Raw genomic sequence first — 17,919 nt, forward strand, 5'->3', positions numbered from 1 at the left:
ATGCCGCGCCCGAAGAGCGAGTTCGACGCGCTCTACCCCTGTGACTTCTACGCGCCGGCGGAACTGCTCGACGACGACGCGATGTACACCGTCTACGAGATCGCACGCCTCCTCCAAGACCTCGACCCGGACGCGGAGCTCGAGGCCGCGACGGAGGGCGTGCTCCTCGACTGGGCGATCCCGTGGGTGCTCTTCCACGGCGACGAGCTCGTCGTCGCCGAACCGCCGAGCGACGAGGACCCGGGCTACTACGGGCTGAAGACCGGCGACGAGGCGTAGGATCAGCTCAACGCGCGAAGCGCGCCGCGCGGAGCGAGGACGCGACGTCCGCGACCGGGTCGTCGATCGTCGGCCCGTGGCCCGTGTAGAGCGTCTCGATCCCCCGCCCGTCGAGTGCGGCGTGGAGGCGCTCGATGCTCTCGACGAGCGCGCTCGCGTCGCCCTCCTCCAGGTCGGTGCGGCCGAAGGAGCCACCGGCGAAGACGAGATCGCCGGCAAATCCGACGCCCGCCGCGCTCGACAGGAGGACGAGGTGGTCGTCCTTGTGACCGGGCGTGTGGAGTGCCTCGTAATCGTGGTCGCCGAGTTGTACCGTTCCGCCGTCGGCGATCCCGTGGTCGACGTGCTCCCGTGCCGGGTCGAACCCCCACGTCTCGATGCCGAACGCCTCGCGAAGCGCCGGCACGTTCTCGACGTGATCCGGGTGCGTGTGCGTGAGGACGACCGCATCGAGGTCGTCGACGTGCTCGCGGACGGCGCTCACGACGTCGTAGTTCGCACCCGCATCGACCAGGACCGTGCGCTCGCCGGTGACGAGAAAGACGTTCGCGGTGAACGCCGCAACGCCCGCCGAGCAGTTCGTGATCATATCCGTTCTCGGCGTGCGAGGGTGAAAAACGCGCGGTCGAGAGCTACACCGGCGCGCTGACGAGGACGAGCTTCGAGAAGGAATCGCGGTTACGGATGATCCGCTCCTCGTCGGGGCTAATGCGGATCGCCTCCTCCGCGTCGAGGGAGGCCGTGCGGTCGCCGAAGTCGACGTCGACGCCGCCCTCGACGACGTAGTAGACTTCTTCGAGATCGTCGTCGAGGTGGTCGTGGCTCATCGTCTCCTCGCCGGCTTCGAGGGCGAGGACGCTGAACCCGAGGGACTCCGTCTCGAGGACGTCGCGCATCATCCACAGCTCTCCCTCGACGTTGTCCGGGAGTACCGATTCCGCGTCGGCGGCGGTCGCTTTGGTGTACGTCACGTTCCGGAGTGCGCCCGCCGCTCACTTCAACGTGTTCGCCGTCACGGGCGGCTCGGGTGTGCGGCACGGGAGAAGCGCCGTCTCGACGAAGGTTTTTCACGCCCGGCACCCTCCGCTCACGCATGGACATTCAGCTCTTGGAGGCGACGCCGAACCCGGAGGAGGTGATCTGTCGCGCCGCGCGCAACGACTACATGAGCGAGTACGGGGCAGAGCAGTCCTTCGAGTCAGTCATGGAGGGTATCGAGGGGGAGACGACCGAGGAGAAACAGCGGACGCTCATCTCGCACCTGCTGAACCACGGCCACTTCGGGCCGTTCGAGCATGTGCAGGCCACCGTCCACGTAAAAGGGATGAGCCGCTCCTGTATGGCGCAGATTACCCGCCACCGCCACGTCTCCTTCGACGTGCAGTCGATGCGCTACGTCGCCTTCGACGACGTCGACCCAGCCGACGTCCGTGAGGGCGAACTCGTCGTCACACCGCCGTCCGCCACTGACCCGGACTGGATCGGGCGCAACCAGAAGGGTGGTGCCGTCGACGAGGAGACCGTGGAGAAGCGCCGTGAGGTGTTCGCGGAATCCGTCGAGCGCGCCGTCGCGGACTACCAGGAGCTCCTTGACCTCGGGATGCCACCGGAGGACGCCCGCTTCGTGCTGCCCATCGGGACGGAGGTCAACGTCGTCATGAGCCTCAACGCCCGCATGCTCATGCACATCGCGGACATGCGCGCCGCCGCCGACGCGCAGTGGGAGATCCGCGGGCTCACCGAAGATATCCTCGCCCTCGCCGAGGAGTGGTGTCCCATCACCTTCGAGCAGTACGAGGCGACGATGAAGAACCGCAAGAACCGGCTCGCACCGTAGGGCGTGGGTGCGACGGACGCCGCTGATCGCCCGCTCGATCCGTGCGTCCGTCCGCGAACGACGGGGGGGTGTCGTGTGGGTATTGATCCCACCCCGGTCCCGGTTCAACGAGTTTTTATACGACCCGGCCTTCCAAACAGATGGAGACGCACGATGCGTCGGCCACCGTGCTCTGGTGGTGTAGTCCGGCCAATCATCTTGCCCTCTCACGGCAAGGACCAGGGTTCGAATCCCTGCCGGAGCACTCCTTTCCTCCCGCCGTCTCATGCCGTCGATATCCCGCGTTGGCGAGACGGTTCTGCCGTCTCGTTCGCCGACCAGAACACAGAGCGTTCTGATACCGCCCAAAGGCGCGGGTATTCTCTTTGATTCTGTGTACGGGCGACGTCGCCGACGAGTGGAATCATCGCTTCCTCCTCGAGGCGGGCGATCCACTCGTTGAGGCGTTCGAGGCCGGCGCACCGATGCCACGGAGTACGAGTGCGAAAGCGCCCAGGCCGCCATTCGGATGCGGACCATCGAGCAACGAGCGGTGCATGGGGATCGCATCCGTTGGTGGGGACGCCTTCCGAACTCAGTCAGCGAGGAATCGCTCGCGGAGGTAGATGAGGACGCTCGCGCTGAGGAACGTGACGCCCGCGATACCGAGGCGGCCGACTGCCATCGCGTAGAGGGCGAGCGCGAAGAGCGCGATCACGCCGCCGGCGGCGAGCAACGCAGAAACATGCCGCCCCATCAGTCGTCGGCGCTCTCCGGATTCTCACGGACGTCGGTGACGACGTCCTCGCGCGAGCGGTCGATGGCGACGTCCTCCTCGGTGAGGTCTTGGATCCGGTCGGCGAACTCCTCGGACTGGAGGATCTCGTACTCCTGTTGCAATCCGAGGTAGACCGTGTAGCACATCACGACGAGGATGATCGCGAACGGAAAGCCGGTCGCGATGGCGGCCGTGCGGAGCGCGGAGAGCCCGCCACCCCAGATGAGAAGTGCGGCGACGCCGCCCTCGGTGACCGCCCAGAAGACGCGCTGGGTGCGCGGAACATCTTGTTTGCCACCGGAGGTGAGGTGATCGACGACGAGCGATCCGGAGTCCGAGGAGGTCACGAAGAACGTCACGACGAGCAGCGTCGCGAGCAGCCCGGAGATCGCGCCGAGCGGGAGTTCCTGCAGCATCGCGAACGTCGCGATCGTCTGGTTGAACTCCTGATAGAGCGCGAGGACATCACCGTTCCCGAGGAGGGAGTTGTGGAGCGCGGTCCCGCCGAAGACTGCCATCCAGAACGTCGAGAAGAGCGACGGGAGGACGAGGACGCCAACGACGAACTCGCGGATGGTGCGGCCCTTCGAGATGCGCGCGATGAAGAGTCCGACGAATGGCGACCAGGAGATCCACCACGCCCAGTAGAACACCGTCCAGGTGTGTACGGTGCCCTGTCCGGGGCCGAGGACACCCGTGAAGAATGCGAGTCCGGGTAGATGGGTGAAGTAGGAACCCAGACCCTGTGCCCAGACGCCGAGCACGTAGACGGTCGGGCCGGCGAGGAGGACGAAGCCGAGCAGCGCGAACATGAGATAGAGGTTCAGCGTGCTCAACCGCTCGACGCCACCCTCGAGACCGGCAGCGACGGAGAGCGTCGCGATGCCGGTGATGGCGGCGATGAGGAGGACCTGGACCGTTATCCCGCGTGGGATCGCGGCGAGACCGAGCATCCGCGGGCCGAGGATGTAAGAGAGGCCGGTATTGATCTGCTTGACGCCGAAACCGAGTGAGGTCGCGAGGCCGAACAGCGTCGCGAAGACGGTAACGAGATCGATGAGGTGGCCGGGCCACCGATAGATGCGCTCGCCGAGGAGCGGCCAGAAGATCGAGCGGAACGTCAGCGGAAGCCCGCGGTTGAAGGAGAAGAACGCGAGGCCGAGTCCCACGAGCCCGTAAATCGCCCACGGGTGGAATCCCCAGTGGAAGAACGTCTGGGCGAGCGCGGCGACGCCCGCCCTCCCCGTTCCCGCCTCGGCGGCGAAGAAGCCGGGGACGTTCGCGTAGTAGTAGAGGGGTTCGGAGACGCTGAAGAACATCAGCCCTATTCCCATGCCGGCGCTGAACAGCATCGCCATCCACGAGAAGTCGCTGAACTCCTTTTCCGCCTCGACTCCGCCAATACGAATCTTCCCGTACTTGCTGAACGCGAAGAAGAGCAGGACGGCGATGAAGAGGTTGACGGCGAGCAGGAAGAACCAACCGAAGTTCTGGTTGAAGAAGGACCTGACGGCAGCGTACGCACCCGCGGCGTCGCTTCCGAGGACGAGCGTCGCGCCGACGAACGCCGCGATGAGCGCAAGCGAGACGGGGAAGACGACTGGGTGGACGTCGAACCCCCACTTCTGGATGTTCGTGTCGCCGGGTTCGCGTTCGGATTCGGGGTGGAAGAAGTCGGTTTGGAGCCCCCTCGAGGCCCCATCGTTGTCGTCAGTTGCCATGCGATCCCTCCATCGACGTCGGTGTTACTAGGCGTGCGTCCATCGTATTAACTCACAGCGTAGGCTGATCGTCTTCGGCGTCGTACACGGATCTCGAGTAGGCCACGGGGCGGAACGTCGCCCTTGATGTGCCCGGTACGGCCAACATCTATCACGCACCACTCATTACTGTTGTGGCTGCGACATCGGCGTGACCGTACCGACCGTTTAGCAACGTCGTCGGAGGAGGGATCGGGATCGAGAGCGTCGTGCGGACGAACGACTCCCCCCAGTACGCGTCCGGTTTCGTAACGCTTCTAGGCGTCCCTAAACACCGAAGTAGTTATAGTGTTTTAGGGGGGCCTAAAACGTATGTTCGAGATCGGACGAGATACGTCGAGTCGACCCGGGGCGGTCATGTGACAGATGGTGACGACCCATGCTCTGGCGGGACGACGTCGCCGGCGCGGTCAGCTCTGGGCCGCACGCTTCGTCCGCCTGTTTGGCGACGGGGAGTGTGAGGCAAACGAGATTGCCGACGAGACCCCGGAACCGTGACCGAGTCGATCGCGACGAAGTATCTGTTGGCGGTCTACGAACTCGCCGACGCGGCCGACGACCGGGTGTCGACGAGCGCGATCGCGGACGCCGTCGAGCGGTCCCAGCCGACGGTGACGGAGGCGATCCAGCGCCTGGAGGAACATGGGTTAGCCGAGTACGAGGCGTACTACGGCGTCCGACTCACCGACGCCGGCCGCCGGGAAGCGTCGTCGCTCCACGAGGAGCACGAGGTCCTCAGCCGATTCTTCGCGGACGTGCTGGACATCGAGGACGCGGATGACGAAGCGGCCGAGCTCGTCGGCATCGTCAGCCCGACCGTCCTCGGTCGCCTCGACGAGACGGTGATCATGCCCGTCGAGGAGCAGGCGGACGCCGACGGGGCGGAGTCGCCGTCCGAGTGACGGCGACGGGTCGAGACACGTTCCCGCCCGCAGCCGATCACGTCTTCACAAGTCGGCGACGTCCTCGATGGCGTCCGTCAGCGCGCGGATACTCTCGACGTCGTGTTCGCCCATGTGGCCGATGCGGAACGTCTGCTCGCCGAGCGCGGAGCCGTAGCCGTTCGAGAAGACGAAGTCGTACTGTTCGGAGACTTCCTCGATGGTCGCGGCGACATCGATACCCTGCGTGTTCTCGATACACGAGACCGTTTGGGACTCGTAGCCCGCCTCGGGGAACATGTCGAAATGCTCGTTCGCCCACTCGCGAGTGTATTCGGCCATCTCGCGGTGGCGCTCGCTGCGGGCCTCGTGGCCCTCATCCAGCATGTGCTTCATCTGCTTGCGGTAGGCGAGCATGACGGGGATGGCGGGCGTCGAATGCGTCTGGCCCTTCCGGTCGTAGTAGTCGAGCGAGCGCTGGAAGCCGCCGTACCACGACGCCGAGTCGGACTCGACCTCGCGCTCGTAGGCGTCGTCGCTGACGACGCAGACCGCGAGGCCGGGCGGCATCGCGAACGCCTTCTGGATGGACGTGAAGATGACGTCTATGTCGTGATCGTCGATCTCGACGAGGTCACCGCCCAGGGCGGAGACGGCGTCGACGACGAAGAGCGTCTCGGGGTACTCCGAAACGACGTCGCCGATCTCCTCGATCGGGTTGCGCACGCCCGTCGAGGACTCGTTCATCACGCACGTAACGACGTCGTAGGTCGTCTCGCTCTCCTCGAGGTGCTCGCGGACGTCCTCGGGCTTGACCGCGTTCCCCCACTCGTACTCGAGGGTGTCGACGTCCTTCCCGAGGCGCTCGGCGACGTTCGCCTGGCGCTCGCTGAAACTCCCGCAGGTCGTCACGAGGACATCGTTCTCGACGAGGTTTTGGATCGCGGCCTCCATGAACTCCGTCCCGGACGCCGTGAGGACGATGAGCTCGTTCTCGGTGCCGAGGAACTCCTTCGTGTCCTCGACGACGGTCGTGTAGAGGTCGGTCATCCGGTCCATCCGGTGGCCGAACATCGGTTGGGCCATCTCGTCGATGACGTCCTCGCGGACTTCGGTCGGGCCGGGGATGTACAGCGTCTTGTCGGGATAGTCGCCCGTGTATTCGCGTTTCTCGGTCACAAGAGTCACCTGCTGTCGGCACCTCCGGGGGCCCGGAGTATGGTAGTTGTGATAAAGAGACGAGCGAATACCCCGTCTTTAGGCGCGGGAGGTGGTTAATGGGCGCTCGCCGCGTGCGTGCCGGCTGTCCTCTCGCGAATGCTCTCACCGTGGCGTCAGTTCGCGACGGGCGTGACCTGTATCGCTCGCGTCGATCCGATAGCGCGGCGTCTCTCCACTAGTGAAACGATCACATACTGAATACGGCGCGCCGTCGAGCTATTGAGGTCACTATACCCCTCCTAGCAAGCTACACCTGTTCAACCTCCGTCGGCGGGGATATGGCGATACGCGCAGACACACGCGAAACGGGTGGCGACCGAACGCCGATCGGCGACGGGTTCGAAACCGCACGGCGAGCCCTCGAACGCGAACGCGACGTCCTCGACGCCGAATGTGACGCTTTCGAAGCGTTCTCTCGTCGCGTCGGCGCGCTCCCGACGACGTCGGCGTCCCGCGACCCCTACACCGGCCCACTCGGTGAGACGCACGGTGGGGCGCGCGCCGCCTCGCGAGTCCGCGAGGCGTACGTCGAGACGGTGATGGCCGTCCCGCACTACGACGAGGAGTACGGCGAATCCTACACAACGCACCTCGCAGCGGAGTTCGGTCCCGCGCTCGCCGCCGCGATCCGCGACGAACCCGGCCTCCCCGCGTTCCTCCAACAGCAACTCGTCGCCGCGGCCCGCGATGCACGGGAGAGCCGTGTGGCGGTCCGGGACGCGCTCGTCGACGAACGCAACGCGCTCGACGCCGCCGCCGACGCGCTCGCCGATATCGAGACGGAGCGGACGGTCATCGACTCGCGGCCGTTCGACTCGTGTGCTCCTGACGAACTCCGCCGTCTCCAGGACGACCTCGACGACCTCGCGGCGCGCTGCGAGTCACTCGCGGAGCGCCGGCAGAGCGGTGACCTCCGCCCGGATCGTCGGGTTCCCTCGGCGCTCGACGCGCCGAGTTTCGAGAAGTACGTCTACGGCGAGACGGCGACGACCTATCCGGTCCTGTCGGCACTCGCCCGCGAGAGCGAGCGCGTGGAACGAACCCGGTCGGCGATCGAACGGTCCCTCATCGTCCGCTGAGGGAGACGTCCTGGGTCGCGTGTGGTGCGACGGCCACCCATCACTATCCGTCCCGGCCGCGAACCGGCCCGTATGACCGCCGCCGACCTCCGCGACCTGCTCGCCGAGGGGACGGAGCTCACGATCGTCTGTCACAACAACCCCGACCCGGACTGCCTCGCGAGCGCGCTCGCACTCGGACGTCTCGCCGCGAGCGCCGGCGTCGACGAGCGACGTATCCTCTACAGCGGCGAGATCTCCCACCAGCAGAACCGCGCGTTCGTCAACCTCCTCGACGTCGACCTCGAAGCGCTCGACCCCGAAACCGTCCAGAACCGGAGTGAGGGGTCGCTGCTCGCGTTCGTCGATCATGGTGTTCCGGGCGCGAACAACCGCGTCCCCGAGGGCACACCGGTCGACATCGTGATCGACCATCATCCACACGAGTCGCTCGACGCGCGCTTCGTCGACCACCGCGAGGACGTCGGCGCGACGGCGACGATCCTCACCGAGTACGTCCGCGACCTCGACGTGGAACTCGACGCGACGCTCGCCACCGCACTGCTGTTCGCCATCCGCCGCGAGACGCTAGGCTTTCTCCGGGGCGTGACGCGCGCCGAATACGACGCCGCCGGATTCCTCCATGAATCGACTGACGGCGACCTCCTGCGCCAACTCGCCTCGCCGGCCGTCAGCGGTGCGACCGCCGACGCCATCGCCACCTCGATCGAGCACCGCACGATCCACGGCTCGACGCTCCTCTCGAACGTCGGCCGGACGAGCGAGCGCGACGCCCTCCCGCAGGCCGCCGACTATCTCGCCACGTTGGAGGGCGTCGAGACCGCGATCGTGTTCGGCATCGTCGAGGACACCGTTCAACTCAGCGCGCGCTCGACGGACTCTCGCGTCCACGTCGGCGACGCGCTCTCCGAGGCCTTCGCCGACGTGGGGAACGCTGGCGGCCACCGCGAGATGGCGGGCGGCGAGATCCCGCTCGGGCTCTTCGCCGACGACGCGGCCGACAGCGAGGTGCTCTGCGACCTCGTCGAAACCGTCGTGACTGCACGACTCGCCAAGACGCTCGGACTGGAGGGCGTCGGCGCGAATGGCGAGGAACAGTCGGAGGAGTGAGGCGTTCGCTCGTTCCGCGTCGTCGCTAGCGCGTTGAGGCGAGGTGCCCAGGCACCCACTCCCCCTCGAACTCCTCGTGGAGGAACGGCTTCGGGTTCTCGCCGGCGTAGGAGGCGACGCGCTGGCCGTCGCCCTCCAAGTAGTATTTGTACGTCGTGAGGCCATCGAGACCGACGGGACCGCGGGCGTGGATCTTGCCCGTACTGATGCCGACCTCCGCGCCGAGGCCGTAGCGATAGCCGTCCGCGAAGCGCGTCGAGGCGTTGTGGAAGACGGATGCGGCGTCGATCCGGCGCATGAAGTCGCCGGCGCGATCCGCGTCGTCCGTCAGGATCGACTCGGTGTGCTTCGAGCCGTTCGTGTTGATGTGCGCGACGGCGTCGTCGAGCGAGTCGACGACCTTCACGGCGAGCACGAGGTCGCCGTACTCCTGCGTCCAGTCGGCTTCGCTGGCGGGCGCGACGTCGGTGGCGTCGTCCGCGTCAGCGGCGATCTCCCGTGTGCGCTCATCCCCGCGGAGTTCGACGCCGGCGTCGGCGTAGCGCGCGAGCATCCCGGGGAGGAAGTCGGCGGCGACCGACTCGTGGACGAGCAGGGTCTCGACGGCGTTGCACACCGCGGGATACTGGACCTTCGCGTCGAGAGCGACGTCCGCGGCCATATCGAGGTCGGCCACCGAATCGACGTAGACGTGGCAGACGCCCTCCGTGTGCCCGAGGACGGGGATCTTCGTGTTGTCCTGGACGTACTGGACGAACGCCGAACTCCCGCGCGGCATCACGAGGTCGACCGACTCGTCCATCCCGAGGAGGGTGTCGACGTCCTCGCGGGCCTCTATGAGCTGCGCCCAGCCGTCGGGCATGTCGGCGGTCGCCTCACGGATCAGCTCGTAGAGGACGCGATTGGAGTGCGTCGCCTCGCTACCGCCCTTGAGGATGACGGCGTTGCCGGATTTGAGTGCGAGCGCCGCGATCTGGACGAGCGCGTCCGGCCGGGACTCGAAGACGGTGGCGACGACGCCGATCGGGACGCCGACCTTGTAGAGTTCGAGGGCCTCGTCGAGGCGTCGCGCTTCGAGGGTCTCACCGAGGGGATCGTCCTGTTCGGCGACGCTGCGCACCATCTCCGCGATGCTCTCGACTTTCGCGGCGTCGAGCGTCAGCCGATCGACGAACGACTGCGTGTAGTCGCCCGCGGCGAGCTTCTCCTCGGCAGCGGCGACGTCTTTCTCGTTCGCCGCGAGGATCTTCGCCTCGGCGTCCTCGATAGCGTCCGCGACGGCGTGGAGCGCTCCGCTTCGATCATCGTCGCTGACGTTCGCGAGGTCGAGCGCGGCCGCTTCGGCCGTCTCAACCTTCGTCTCGGTGGATGGTTCACTCATCGTCGTCACCGTTGACCGGGAGGAATATCGTTCCCACGGGTTCGCCGCGAGCGACGCGTTCGAGGACGTCCGGTGCGTCCGAGGCCGCGATGATCGCGGGCGAGCCGTGTTCGGCGACCTTGCGCGCGCCCTGGACTTTCGTCTGGATGCCGCCGAACGCGCCGGTCGCCGTCTCGTCGACGAGACCCTGGATCTCGTCGTAGTTCTCGCCAACTGCCTCGACGCGTTCAGCCTCGGCGTCGTGCTTCGGATTGCCGGTGTAGACGCCGCCGACGTCCGTGAGCGTGACGAGCAGGTCGACGTCGATGCCGACGGCGAGCGACGAGGAGAGCATGTCGTTGTCGCCGATACGGATCTCGGCGGTGGTGACGGCGTCGTTCTCGTTCACGATCGGGACGACGCCCCACTCGAAGAGCGTCTCGATCGTGTTCTGGAGGTTCGTGTAGCGCTCGGGGTCCTCCAGGTCGTGTTGGGTGAGGAGGAGCTGGGCGACCTGCGTGTCGTAGCGCCCGAAGCTCTCCGTGTAGCGATGCATCAGCCGGCCCTGCCCGACGGTCGAGAGCGCCTGGGACTCCTCAACCGTCTCGCGGTCCTCGTCGAGGTCGAGCAGCCCGATCCCCGCCCCGACCGCGCCCGAGGAGACGAGGAGGACTTCCTTCCCGCGTGCGCGGAGCGCGGCGATGTCGTCGACGAGCTTGTCGAGTTTGTCGTCGTCGAGGTTCGACTCGTCGTCGGTGAGCGAGTTCGTTCCCGCCTTTACGACGACGCGCTCGGCGTCCGCGGCAGTCCGTCGCGCAGTCGTCGCGTCCGGGCCGGTATCGACGGCGTTAGACACGCCCGCCCACCCCGAACTCGGTGCGGTTCGCGTGCGTCATTACGCCGACCCACGCACCGAAGCGGTCATACACCCTTTGGTTCCGCGCCTCGCCACCGAAGACATTTACCGAACCCAAGTGAATCGAGCCATGTGACACGTCCCCGAACACGACGCCGCGCCCTCCAGGCGATCGGCACCGGTTTCGTCGCGGCCCTCGCCGGTTGTGTGGACGGCGGAATCGGTGGTGAGACGACCCCTCGCGGCACCGGCGCGGGCATCGACGAGCGCGAGACGACGGAGCCGCCTGGCCAGCCCGCACTCTCGCCCGCCGGGGTGTGGCCACAGCCCCGCTTCGACGCCGCGAATACCGCCACGAACCCGGACGGTGCGGGTCTACGTGACGGCGAGCAGTACTGGCGACTCGACGCCGGATACACACCGGTCGTCGACGGCGGAACCCTCTACAACACCTATCGGCGAGACCAGGACCACACCGACCTGACACGGCGCGATCCGGCGACGATGGCCGTGTCGTCGCGCACGTCGCTCGTCCAGTACGGCGTAAACGGTCCGCCAGTCGTCGCGGACGATCGTGTGTACGTCTCGACCTTCATCGAGGTGTTCTGTCTCGCCGCCGAACGAGACGAGGTACTATGGCGCGGCCCGAAGATGGACGGGGTTCAGTGTCCGCCGGCCGTCGCGGACGGCGTCGTCTACGTCAACAGCGGCGGGTTCGAGGACGTGCCCGCACACCTCCGCGCGTTCGACGCGGCGAGCGGGGAGGAGCGCTGGCGCTACGACACCGCCGCGGAGACGAAGGGGACGCCCGCGATCGCGGACGGCACGGTGTACGTCGCGGCGCGCGACGGCCTCCATGCCGTGGATGCCACGAGCGGGGAGCGCGTCTTTCACCAGCCCGCAGTCTCCGAGTCGTGGTCGACGCCGGTCGCGGCGCATGGGGCGGTGTACGCGCTCGGTGGCGAGAATGATGACTCGCTCGTCGCGGTAGACGCCGCGAGTGGCGACGTTCGGTGGCGGAACGCGCTCCCGACAGCGCCGGTCGCTACCGCCGACGCGCTCTACGTCGGCACCGAGTCCGGGGTTGCGGCGCTCGATCCCGCGGACGGGTCGATTGTGTCGCGCCTCGGCGGCGGTGGCACGCCGGCGGCGCTCGCCGGCGACGTCGTCTACGCGGCCGACCGCGGGACGCTCCGGGCGATCGACGTCAACGGCGACGGCGAACTGTGGTCGTACGAGACGGAGCGAGTGCAGGTGACGGACGTGATCTCGCAGTCGATCGGTGGTGTCACGCCCGTCGACGGCGCGGTGTACGTCAACGCGGCGGACGGGTTCCACGGCTTCGGACCGACGCGATAGACTCGGTGCCGGTGTTCGAGCACCCGAAGACACTTGGTCGCGCCAAATGCACGCAAATACGTGACACACCCCCGAACGCGACGCCGCGCCCTCCAAGCGCTCGGTACCGGCCTCGCTGCGACTCTCGCCGGTTGCGGCGGCGGTGGCAGCCGAACGGACACGGGTGTATCGGCCGAACCCCCCGGTTCGCCTGCCCTCGAGGCCGCCGGGACGTGGCCGAGTCATCGGTACGACGCCACGAACGCCGCCGTCGTCGCGGACGGGACGGGTCTGCCCGATATCGAGACGTACTGGATACTCGACGCGGGCGACGTGCCTGCCGTCGCGAACGGCGCGCTCTACAACTGGCACACCGATACATCGCGGACGGGGCTCACACGGCGCGATTCGGGGACAGCCGCAGAAACCGGCCACGTTTCGCTCGCCGTCACCGGCACGAATAGCCCGCCGACGGTTGTCGACGGCGGTGTCTACGGAACGGACGCGGAGCGGGCATACCGATTCGACGTCGCGGGTGATGCGATCCGGTGGCGCGGGCCCGAGATGCCGGGAGTGCGGGCACCACCGACGGTCGCCGGCGGGGTCGTCTACGTTCGCACCCGCGGCGACGAGAACACTGACGCCCATCTCCGCGCACTCGACGCCGAGACGGGTGCGACGCGCTGGCGACACGAGACCACGGGAGAAGCCGGCTCGCCGGTCGCCGTTTCCGGCGATACGGTCTACCTCACGGGCGAAGACGGCATACACGCGATCGAGACACGCACCGCCGAGACGCGATGGCATCGCGCGCTCTCGGACGTTAGAGGGAGCACGCCGGTCGTGTCGAACGAAACGGTGTTCGTCGTCGACGACGCCGCCGGTCTCGTCGCGGTCGACGTCCGGACGGGTGAGGACCGGTGGCGAGCACTCGGCGATGCCGCCATCGTCGGTACGCCCGTTGTCGCGGGTGATGCCGTACACGTCGGTGGCGACCCCCTCGTCTCACTCGATCCCTCTGACGGGCGCGTCGTCACTGAGTTCGGGGAGGCGGGCCGTCCGGTGGGACGTCGCGGTGGAACGCTCTACGCCGTGGACCGGGACACGCTCCGGGCGTTCGACGTCGCGGATGGGCGGCAACGCTGGTGGTACGGAACAGGATCAGCGAACATCGGTGACACGGTCGTCCGCGGTATCGACGGCGTCACGCCCGTCGACGGTGCGGTGTACATCTCCGCCGCTGACGGGCTCCACGGAATCGGTCGGCCGCGGAGCTAGAGGTACGGGCCGAGGCCGAGCGCCGACATCACGGAGAGGCCGGCGGCGAGTGCGCCGACGAGATACCCCAGGATCGCGCCGCCGTTGAGGAGCGGGAGGCCGGCATGCGCGCGGCCCTGCAGGACCATGCGGAGGAGGATCAGAAGCCCGAGCATCGTCCCGACGATCGCGGTCGCAGCGGGGATCGGGACGCCGCCGATACTCGGGACGTCCGTAACGAAGAAGGCGGCGGAGGCGACCATCACCGTCGGCATCACGGCGTCGCCGAGACCGATCATGATGCTGTCGCGGCCCTCCTCGCCGTGCGTTTCGGCCTCGCCCTCGTGATCGGTCGATTCGACGTCGTCCGTCTCGCCGTCGTCTTCTCCCGCTTCGTCGTCCGTCTCGTCATCGCGCTCGGCGACTGCCGCGGCGCGCTCGCGGAAGGAGTAGCCCCGGACCGTGGGGTAGACGAGCAGTACCGGGACTTTGAGCTCGACGACGCCGGAGGCGAGCGTGAGCATGTGTTCAGTGCCGTAGACGCTGATGGCGTCGTAGACGGCGAGCGCGCCGAGGAGGACGATGGCGGGGAGCACGCCGAAGCTGATGCCGAAGAGGGCGGCCGCGCCCGCGCCCATGACGACCCCCGCGAGGTCGATTACCCACCACTCGGGGTAGACGTAGAGGGCGACGACGAGGACGGCGGCGGCGAGCCACGGGAGGACGTTCACGCCGTCCGGGCCCCCGACGATCACGCCGGGGAGGACACCGGCGACGTAGACGGTGATCATCGCGCCCGTGAGGACGATGAACGCCCGGAGGACGCGTTTGCCGCCGTACTTCAGCGCGACGAGGATCGCGGCCGTCGCGACGAGCAGGACGCCGACGTAGAGCACGCTGTTGATCGGGTTCTGTGGATCCTGCACGGTCTGGTAGCCCGCGGCCTTGAACGGCCGGACGAGCGCGAGCGCGCCGAGTTGGATCGCGAGGAAGGTGGCGAAGATCCCCCCGCAGGCGGCGAGCACGCCCTGTCGCTGGTTCATACCCGCGACGACCCGCGGACGGTCCTTCGCCCTTTCGGGTCAGACGTGCTCGCGGAGACGACGCGCTGTCTCCGCGTCCACTTCGGCGTCGTCGGGCCACGCGAGCGTCACGTCGTCGTCCTCGTAACGCGGGACGACGTGGACGTGCGCGTGCGCGATTTCCTGTCCGGCCGCCGCACCGTTCGACTGCACGACACTCACGCCATCGGGTTCGATGGCGTCCTCGACGCCGCGCGCGACCCGCTGGGCCGTCCAGAAGACGGCGCTCGCGAGGTCACCCGGCATGTCCGTCAGCGTCTCGTGGTGGGTTTTCGGGACGACGAGCGCGTGGCCCTCGGTGGCGGGCGCGGTATCGAGGAACGCGAGTGTCCGATCGTCCTCGTAGAGGTGGTGTGCGGACTGCTCACCGGCAACGATCTCGCAGAAGACACAGTCGCTCACATGCGCGGATACGGACCGCCGTCGGGAAAGAATCTGCGCTCTATCGGACGTAGAGCTTCGCGCCGAGGAGCTCGGCGGGCGTCGCGTCGTCCGGCGTCACCGCGAGGTATGGCTTCGAGACCGGCCCGAAGACGTCGACGACGCGCCCAACGTCGGTGAGGCGTTCGTCCACGACTTCCGCGCCGATGTCGGGGTGGTCGTCGTCGGGACAGCGGACGATGGCGAGCCCCTGCGCGCTCCGGACGACGTCGCCCGCGCGCTTCATTCGCGGAGGGTGGCGACGTACGCGCCGATGGCCTGCAGGAGGTCGGACTTCCCGGCGTCGTCGGCGTCCTTCACGAGGACGCGACCCGACTCCGTCCATCCTTGCCGCGGATAGGCCTTCTCGCGTTCGATCACTGCATCGTAGCCGACCTGCCCGACGGCCTGCGCGATCTCGTCCACCGTCGGATCGTCGACGGCGAGCGAGCGCGGGACGCGCCGGCCTTCGCGACGTGAGAGCGTCGCGTCGAAGTACGCCGGCCAGATGACGTTCTCGACCATACGCCGGCTAGTCGACGCCGTGGGTAAAGCGTGTCGGAGGCGCGGGGGCCCTCAGCGCCGCCGCAGCAGGAACGCGACGAGTGAGAGCGCCAGCACAGCGACCGTGGGCCCGAAGCCGGGCGAGGAGCCCGACGATGTGCTCGTCGCGGTCGTTGTCGTCGTGTTCGCCGTCGTAGTCGCGTTCGTTGCGGTCGTCGACGTGACGTTCAGCGACACCGTCGACGTACCTGTCGTGTTTTCAGCGCCGGTCGTCGAGGTCGCGTTCTGCGCGGCCGTTTCGTTCGACGCGCCGATCGCGAACGCGGAGAAACCGGGCGTCGTCGCGGCGTACGCGCTCCCGTTCAGGTGCTCGGTCGGGAGCGAGTTCCACGAGGCGTTGTGGTAGCGATAGAGGGCGACGTCCGCCGGCTCGGTGCCGTTCGGGAGGTCAGCGGGTGCGATGTGGAACCGGAGCGTCGCAGTGGCGATGGCGTCCGCATCGACGCCGGAGACGTTCGCGCTGAAGTACCGCATCGGAGTCGCCTCATCGAGTGCGGCCGCACCGGTGGGCACCGCCGTAGTCGGATCGCTCGCGGTGAACGTCAGCTCGCTCGCGTTCGTGCCCGCACGTAGCGAGACGTTCGCACCTGTAAGCGTCGTCGCGTTCGTGCTGGCGTTCGCCGCCGTCGCATTCAGGCTCGCGTTCGCTGCTGTCAGGTTCGCACTCACGTTCGCGCTCGCGTTCGCACCCGTGACCTTCGTGAGGTCGAAGGAGACGGTCCCCGTGGCGTTACGAACGGTCGCGGTGACGCTCCCGTTCTCGCGCACGAGCGTCACGGCCGAGCCCGCACTCGCGTTCGCCGCGGTCTCGTTGGTCATCGCCGTTTCGTTCGTCGCTGCGTCACTCGAACCGTCGTCTTGGAGGTCCGCCCAGTCGACGTCGTTATCGTCATCATCGTCGATTGGGTCTGAACGCCCATGGACGGCCGCCCACGCATCCGGGTGAACGATCTGTGCGATCTCCTCGATGGCGTAGACGACGCGCGGTGCGGGCTGACTCACGTAGTTCGCATTCACCGCGACGACGCGGTCCTCGCGGTAGGCTTCGGTCTGGTTGATCTCCTGGGTCTTCGGGAGGAGGTTCTGTGCCTCACCGTGCTCCGGCAGCGAGTACGTGGCGAGGAGCCATTCCGGCGACTGCTTGAGTATGAACCCCTCGCTATACGGTTTGTAGCCCGTGATACCCGCGTCGAGCGCGACGTTATGTGCGCCACCGAGGCGCATCACGTCCGAGACGAACGTCCCCGACCCGGCGGTGTAACTTCCCGCCATCGGGTAGAACATCGTCGGCGTGCTGTCGGCGCGCTCACGGACCTCCTCAACTGTGTTGAGCCGATCCTGCATCCAGCTCACCGTGTTCTCCGCACCCGTGCAGTTCCCGACGAGGTGGCCAGTCAGCCGCGTTTTCGCGTAGATGTCCTCAATGCTCGATGCAGCCTCGAACTTGTAGGTGGTGATGCCGGCCTGTCGGAGTCGCTGTGCAGTCTTGTTATGCTGGATATTGGCGAGCAACACCATATCGGGCGACTGATTAAGGACGGCCGGAACTTCGGCGTACCCGAACGAGTTCGCGACGTTTGGTTTCGCGCTCGCGTTGTCGAGATACGCAGTGTACGAGGAGTCCCAGAGGCCGACGACGCGCTCCTGCGCCCCAATCTCCCAGAGCGTCTGCGTGGCGCTCCCACCGACGACGACGATTCGCTCGGGTGCGCCCTCAACGGTAACGCTCGTCCCCGTTGCGTCCGTCGAGGTAAACGGGTACGTGCACGTTGAGGGGACGGTCGAGTACGTGGTGTTGGTGTCGGTCGTGTTGGTATCGGTCGTGTTAGTATCGGTCGTATTGGTGTCGGTCGTGTTAGTATCGGTCGTATTGGTGTCGGTCGTGTTGGTGTCGGTCGTGTTAGTATCGGTCGTATTGGTGTCGGTCGTGTTAGTATCGGTCGTGTTCGTATCAGTCGTATTCGTATCGTCCGTCGTATTGTTCGTCGCGGCCGTCGGCACGTCGATCGCCGACGGCGTGTCGTCCGTTGTCGTCGCGAGCGCGCCGCCGGTCGGCCCGGCGAGCGTGGCGACGAGGACGAGTGCGACGAGGCACAGCTGTCGTTTCACGTCTCCCCG

At 67.1% G+C, this 17,919-nt stretch carries 19 protein-coding genes, 1 tRNA gene and 1 pseudogene; 9 read left to right on the plus strand and 12 right to left on the minus strand.

Going from position 1 to position 17,919, the window contains the following annotated elements:
* Window positions 1-279, plus strand: a complete 279-nt coding sequence (locus ABDZ36_RS08155; RefSeq protein WP_211311952.1) for a DUF5827 family protein — start codon at window positions 1-3, stop codon at window positions 277-279.
* A 7-nt stretch (window positions 280-286) separates the two neighbouring features.
* Here ABDZ36_RS08155 and ABDZ36_RS08160 read toward each other — a convergent pair whose 3' ends face one another.
* A complete protein-coding gene (locus tag ABDZ36_RS08160) occupies window positions 287-868 on the minus strand; it encodes an MBL fold metallo-hydrolase (RefSeq protein WP_211311953.1) in 582 nt (193 codons plus the stop codon).
* A 43-nt stretch (window positions 869-911) separates the two neighbouring features.
* Window positions 912-1,250: a cupin gene (locus ABDZ36_RS08165; RefSeq protein WP_211311954.1), complete on the minus strand. Its 339-nt coding sequence runs from the start codon at window positions 1,248-1,250 to the stop codon at window positions 912-914.
* 122 nt (window positions 1,251-1,372) lie between these two features.
* On the opposite strand from ABDZ36_RS08165, the gene thyX reads away from it, so the two are divergent.
* The 3 genes and pseudogenes from thyX to ABDZ36_RS08180 form a co-directional block, all read left to right on the plus strand.
* Complete coding sequence (gene thyX, locus ABDZ36_RS08170; RefSeq protein WP_211311955.1) at window positions 1,373-2,116, plus strand: FAD-dependent thymidylate synthase; 744 nt, start codon at window positions 1,373-1,375, stop codon at window positions 2,114-2,116.
* Window positions 2,117-2,285: 169 nt separating this feature from the next.
* Window positions 2,286-2,360 (plus strand) — tRNA-Glu (locus tag ABDZ36_RS08175).
* A 139-nt stretch (window positions 2,361-2,499) separates the two neighbouring features.
* Window positions 2,500-2,571, plus strand: a pseudogene (locus ABDZ36_RS08180) (6-pyruvoyl trahydropterin synthase family protein); the annotation flags it as partial.
* Between the two features lie 119 nt (window positions 2,572-2,690).
* Here ABDZ36_RS08180 and ABDZ36_RS08185 read toward each other — a convergent pair.
* Both ABDZ36_RS08185 and ABDZ36_RS08190 read right to left on the minus strand, forming a co-directional pair.
* Window positions 2,691-2,852 (minus strand): hypothetical protein, encoded by a 162-nt coding sequence (locus ABDZ36_RS08185; RefSeq protein WP_211311956.1) that lies wholly within the window; start codon window positions 2,850-2,852, stop codon window positions 2,691-2,693.
* Window positions 2,852-4,594, minus strand: a complete 1,743-nt coding sequence (locus ABDZ36_RS08190) for a BCCT family transporter (protein WP_211311957.1) — start codon at window positions 4,592-4,594, stop codon at window positions 2,852-2,854. Before ABDZ36_RS08190 ends, ABDZ36_RS08185 begins: the two co-directional genes overlap by 1 nt.
* Window positions 4,595-5,127: 533 nt before the next feature.
* Here ABDZ36_RS08190 and ABDZ36_RS08195 point away from each other — a divergent pair.
* On the plus strand, window positions 5,128-5,535 hold the full coding sequence (locus tag ABDZ36_RS08195) for a metal-dependent transcriptional regulator (RefSeq protein WP_211311958.1): 408 nt from the start codon (window positions 5,128-5,130) through the stop codon (window positions 5,533-5,535).
* A gap of 45 nt (window positions 5,536-5,580) precedes the next feature.
* Here the strand turns inward: ABDZ36_RS08195 and ABDZ36_RS08200 are convergent, their stop codons facing one another.
* Window positions 5,581-6,693, minus strand: coding sequence for a pyridoxal-phosphate-dependent aminotransferase family protein (locus tag ABDZ36_RS08200; RefSeq protein WP_211312024.1), 1,113 nt, complete (start codon window positions 6,691-6,693; stop codon window positions 5,581-5,583).
* Window positions 6,694-7,013: 320 nt separating this feature from the next.
* Between ABDZ36_RS08200 and ABDZ36_RS08205 the strand changes: the two genes are divergently transcribed.
* Entirely contained in the window at window positions 7,014-7,814 is an 801-nt protein-coding gene (locus ABDZ36_RS08205; protein ID WP_211311959.1) for a DUF7260 family protein, read from the plus strand.
* A gap of 72 nt (window positions 7,815-7,886) precedes the next feature.
* Complete coding sequence (locus ABDZ36_RS08210; RefSeq protein ID WP_211311960.1) at window positions 7,887-8,924, plus strand: DHH family phosphoesterase; 1,038 nt, start codon at window positions 7,887-7,889, stop codon at window positions 8,922-8,924.
* Between the two features lie 25 nt (window positions 8,925-8,949).
* Here ABDZ36_RS08210 and ABDZ36_RS08215 read toward each other — a convergent pair whose 3' ends face one another.
* Window positions 8,950-10,305 (minus strand): glutamate-5-semialdehyde dehydrogenase, encoded by a 1,356-nt coding sequence (locus ABDZ36_RS08215; protein ID WP_211311961.1) that lies wholly within the window; start codon window positions 10,303-10,305, stop codon window positions 8,950-8,952.
* Entirely contained in the window at window positions 10,298-11,140 is an 843-nt protein-coding gene (proB, locus tag ABDZ36_RS08220) for a glutamate 5-kinase (RefSeq protein WP_211311962.1), read from the minus strand. Before proB ends, ABDZ36_RS08215 begins: the two co-directional genes overlap by 8 nt.
* A gap of 132 nt (window positions 11,141-11,272) precedes the next feature.
* On the opposite strand from proB, the gene ABDZ36_RS08225 reads away from it, so the two are divergent.
* Together ABDZ36_RS08225 and ABDZ36_RS08230 are read left to right on the plus strand one after the other, a co-directional pair.
* Window positions 11,273-12,499 (plus strand): outer membrane protein assembly factor BamB family protein, encoded by a 1,227-nt coding sequence (locus ABDZ36_RS08225; protein ID WP_211311963.1) that lies wholly within the window; start codon window positions 11,273-11,275, stop codon window positions 12,497-12,499.
* Window positions 12,500-12,559: 60 nt separating this feature from the next.
* Window positions 12,560-13,756, plus strand: coding sequence for an outer membrane protein assembly factor BamB family protein (locus tag ABDZ36_RS08230; RefSeq protein ID WP_211311964.1), 1,197 nt, complete (start codon window positions 12,560-12,562; stop codon window positions 13,754-13,756).
* Here ABDZ36_RS08230 and ABDZ36_RS08235 read toward each other — a convergent pair.
* The 5 genes from ABDZ36_RS08235 to ABDZ36_RS08255 are packed head-to-tail and all read right to left on the minus strand — an operon-like array spanning window position 13,753 to window position 17,910.
* On the minus strand, window positions 13,753-14,778 hold the full coding sequence (locus tag ABDZ36_RS08235) for a presenilin family intramembrane aspartyl protease PSH (RefSeq protein WP_211311965.1): 1,026 nt from the start codon (window positions 14,776-14,778) through the stop codon (window positions 13,753-13,755). The two genes, ABDZ36_RS08230 and ABDZ36_RS08235, sit on opposite strands and share 4 nt — an antisense overlap.
* Before the next feature lie 39 nt (window positions 14,779-14,817).
* The gene (locus ABDZ36_RS08240; RefSeq protein WP_343749270.1) at window positions 14,818-15,219 is read right to left on the minus strand and encodes an HIT family protein; all 402 of its coding nucleotides are present in this window, start codon (window positions 15,217-15,219) and stop codon (window positions 14,818-14,820) included.
* Between the two features lie 40 nt (window positions 15,220-15,259).
* Entirely contained in the window at window positions 15,260-15,484 is a 225-nt protein-coding gene (locus ABDZ36_RS08245) for an H/ACA ribonucleoprotein complex subunit GAR1 (protein WP_343749271.1), read from the minus strand.
* Window positions 15,481-15,762, minus strand: coding sequence for a signal recognition particle subunit SRP19 (srp19, locus tag ABDZ36_RS08250; RefSeq protein ID WP_211311967.1), 282 nt, complete (start codon window positions 15,760-15,762; stop codon window positions 15,481-15,483). Before srp19 ends, ABDZ36_RS08245 begins: the two co-directional genes overlap by 4 nt.
* A gap of 51 nt (window positions 15,763-15,813) precedes the next feature.
* Window positions 15,814-17,910: an ABC transporter substrate-binding protein gene (locus tag ABDZ36_RS08255; protein WP_211311968.1), complete on the minus strand. Its 2,097-nt coding sequence runs from the start codon at window positions 17,908-17,910 to the stop codon at window positions 15,814-15,816.
* Window positions 17,911-17,919: the final 9 nt, after the last annotated feature.

Source organism: Halarchaeum salinum, assembly GCF_039520965.1.
Classification (GTDB): domain Archaea; phylum Halobacteriota; class Halobacteria; order Halobacteriales; family Halobacteriaceae; genus Halarchaeum; species Halarchaeum salinum.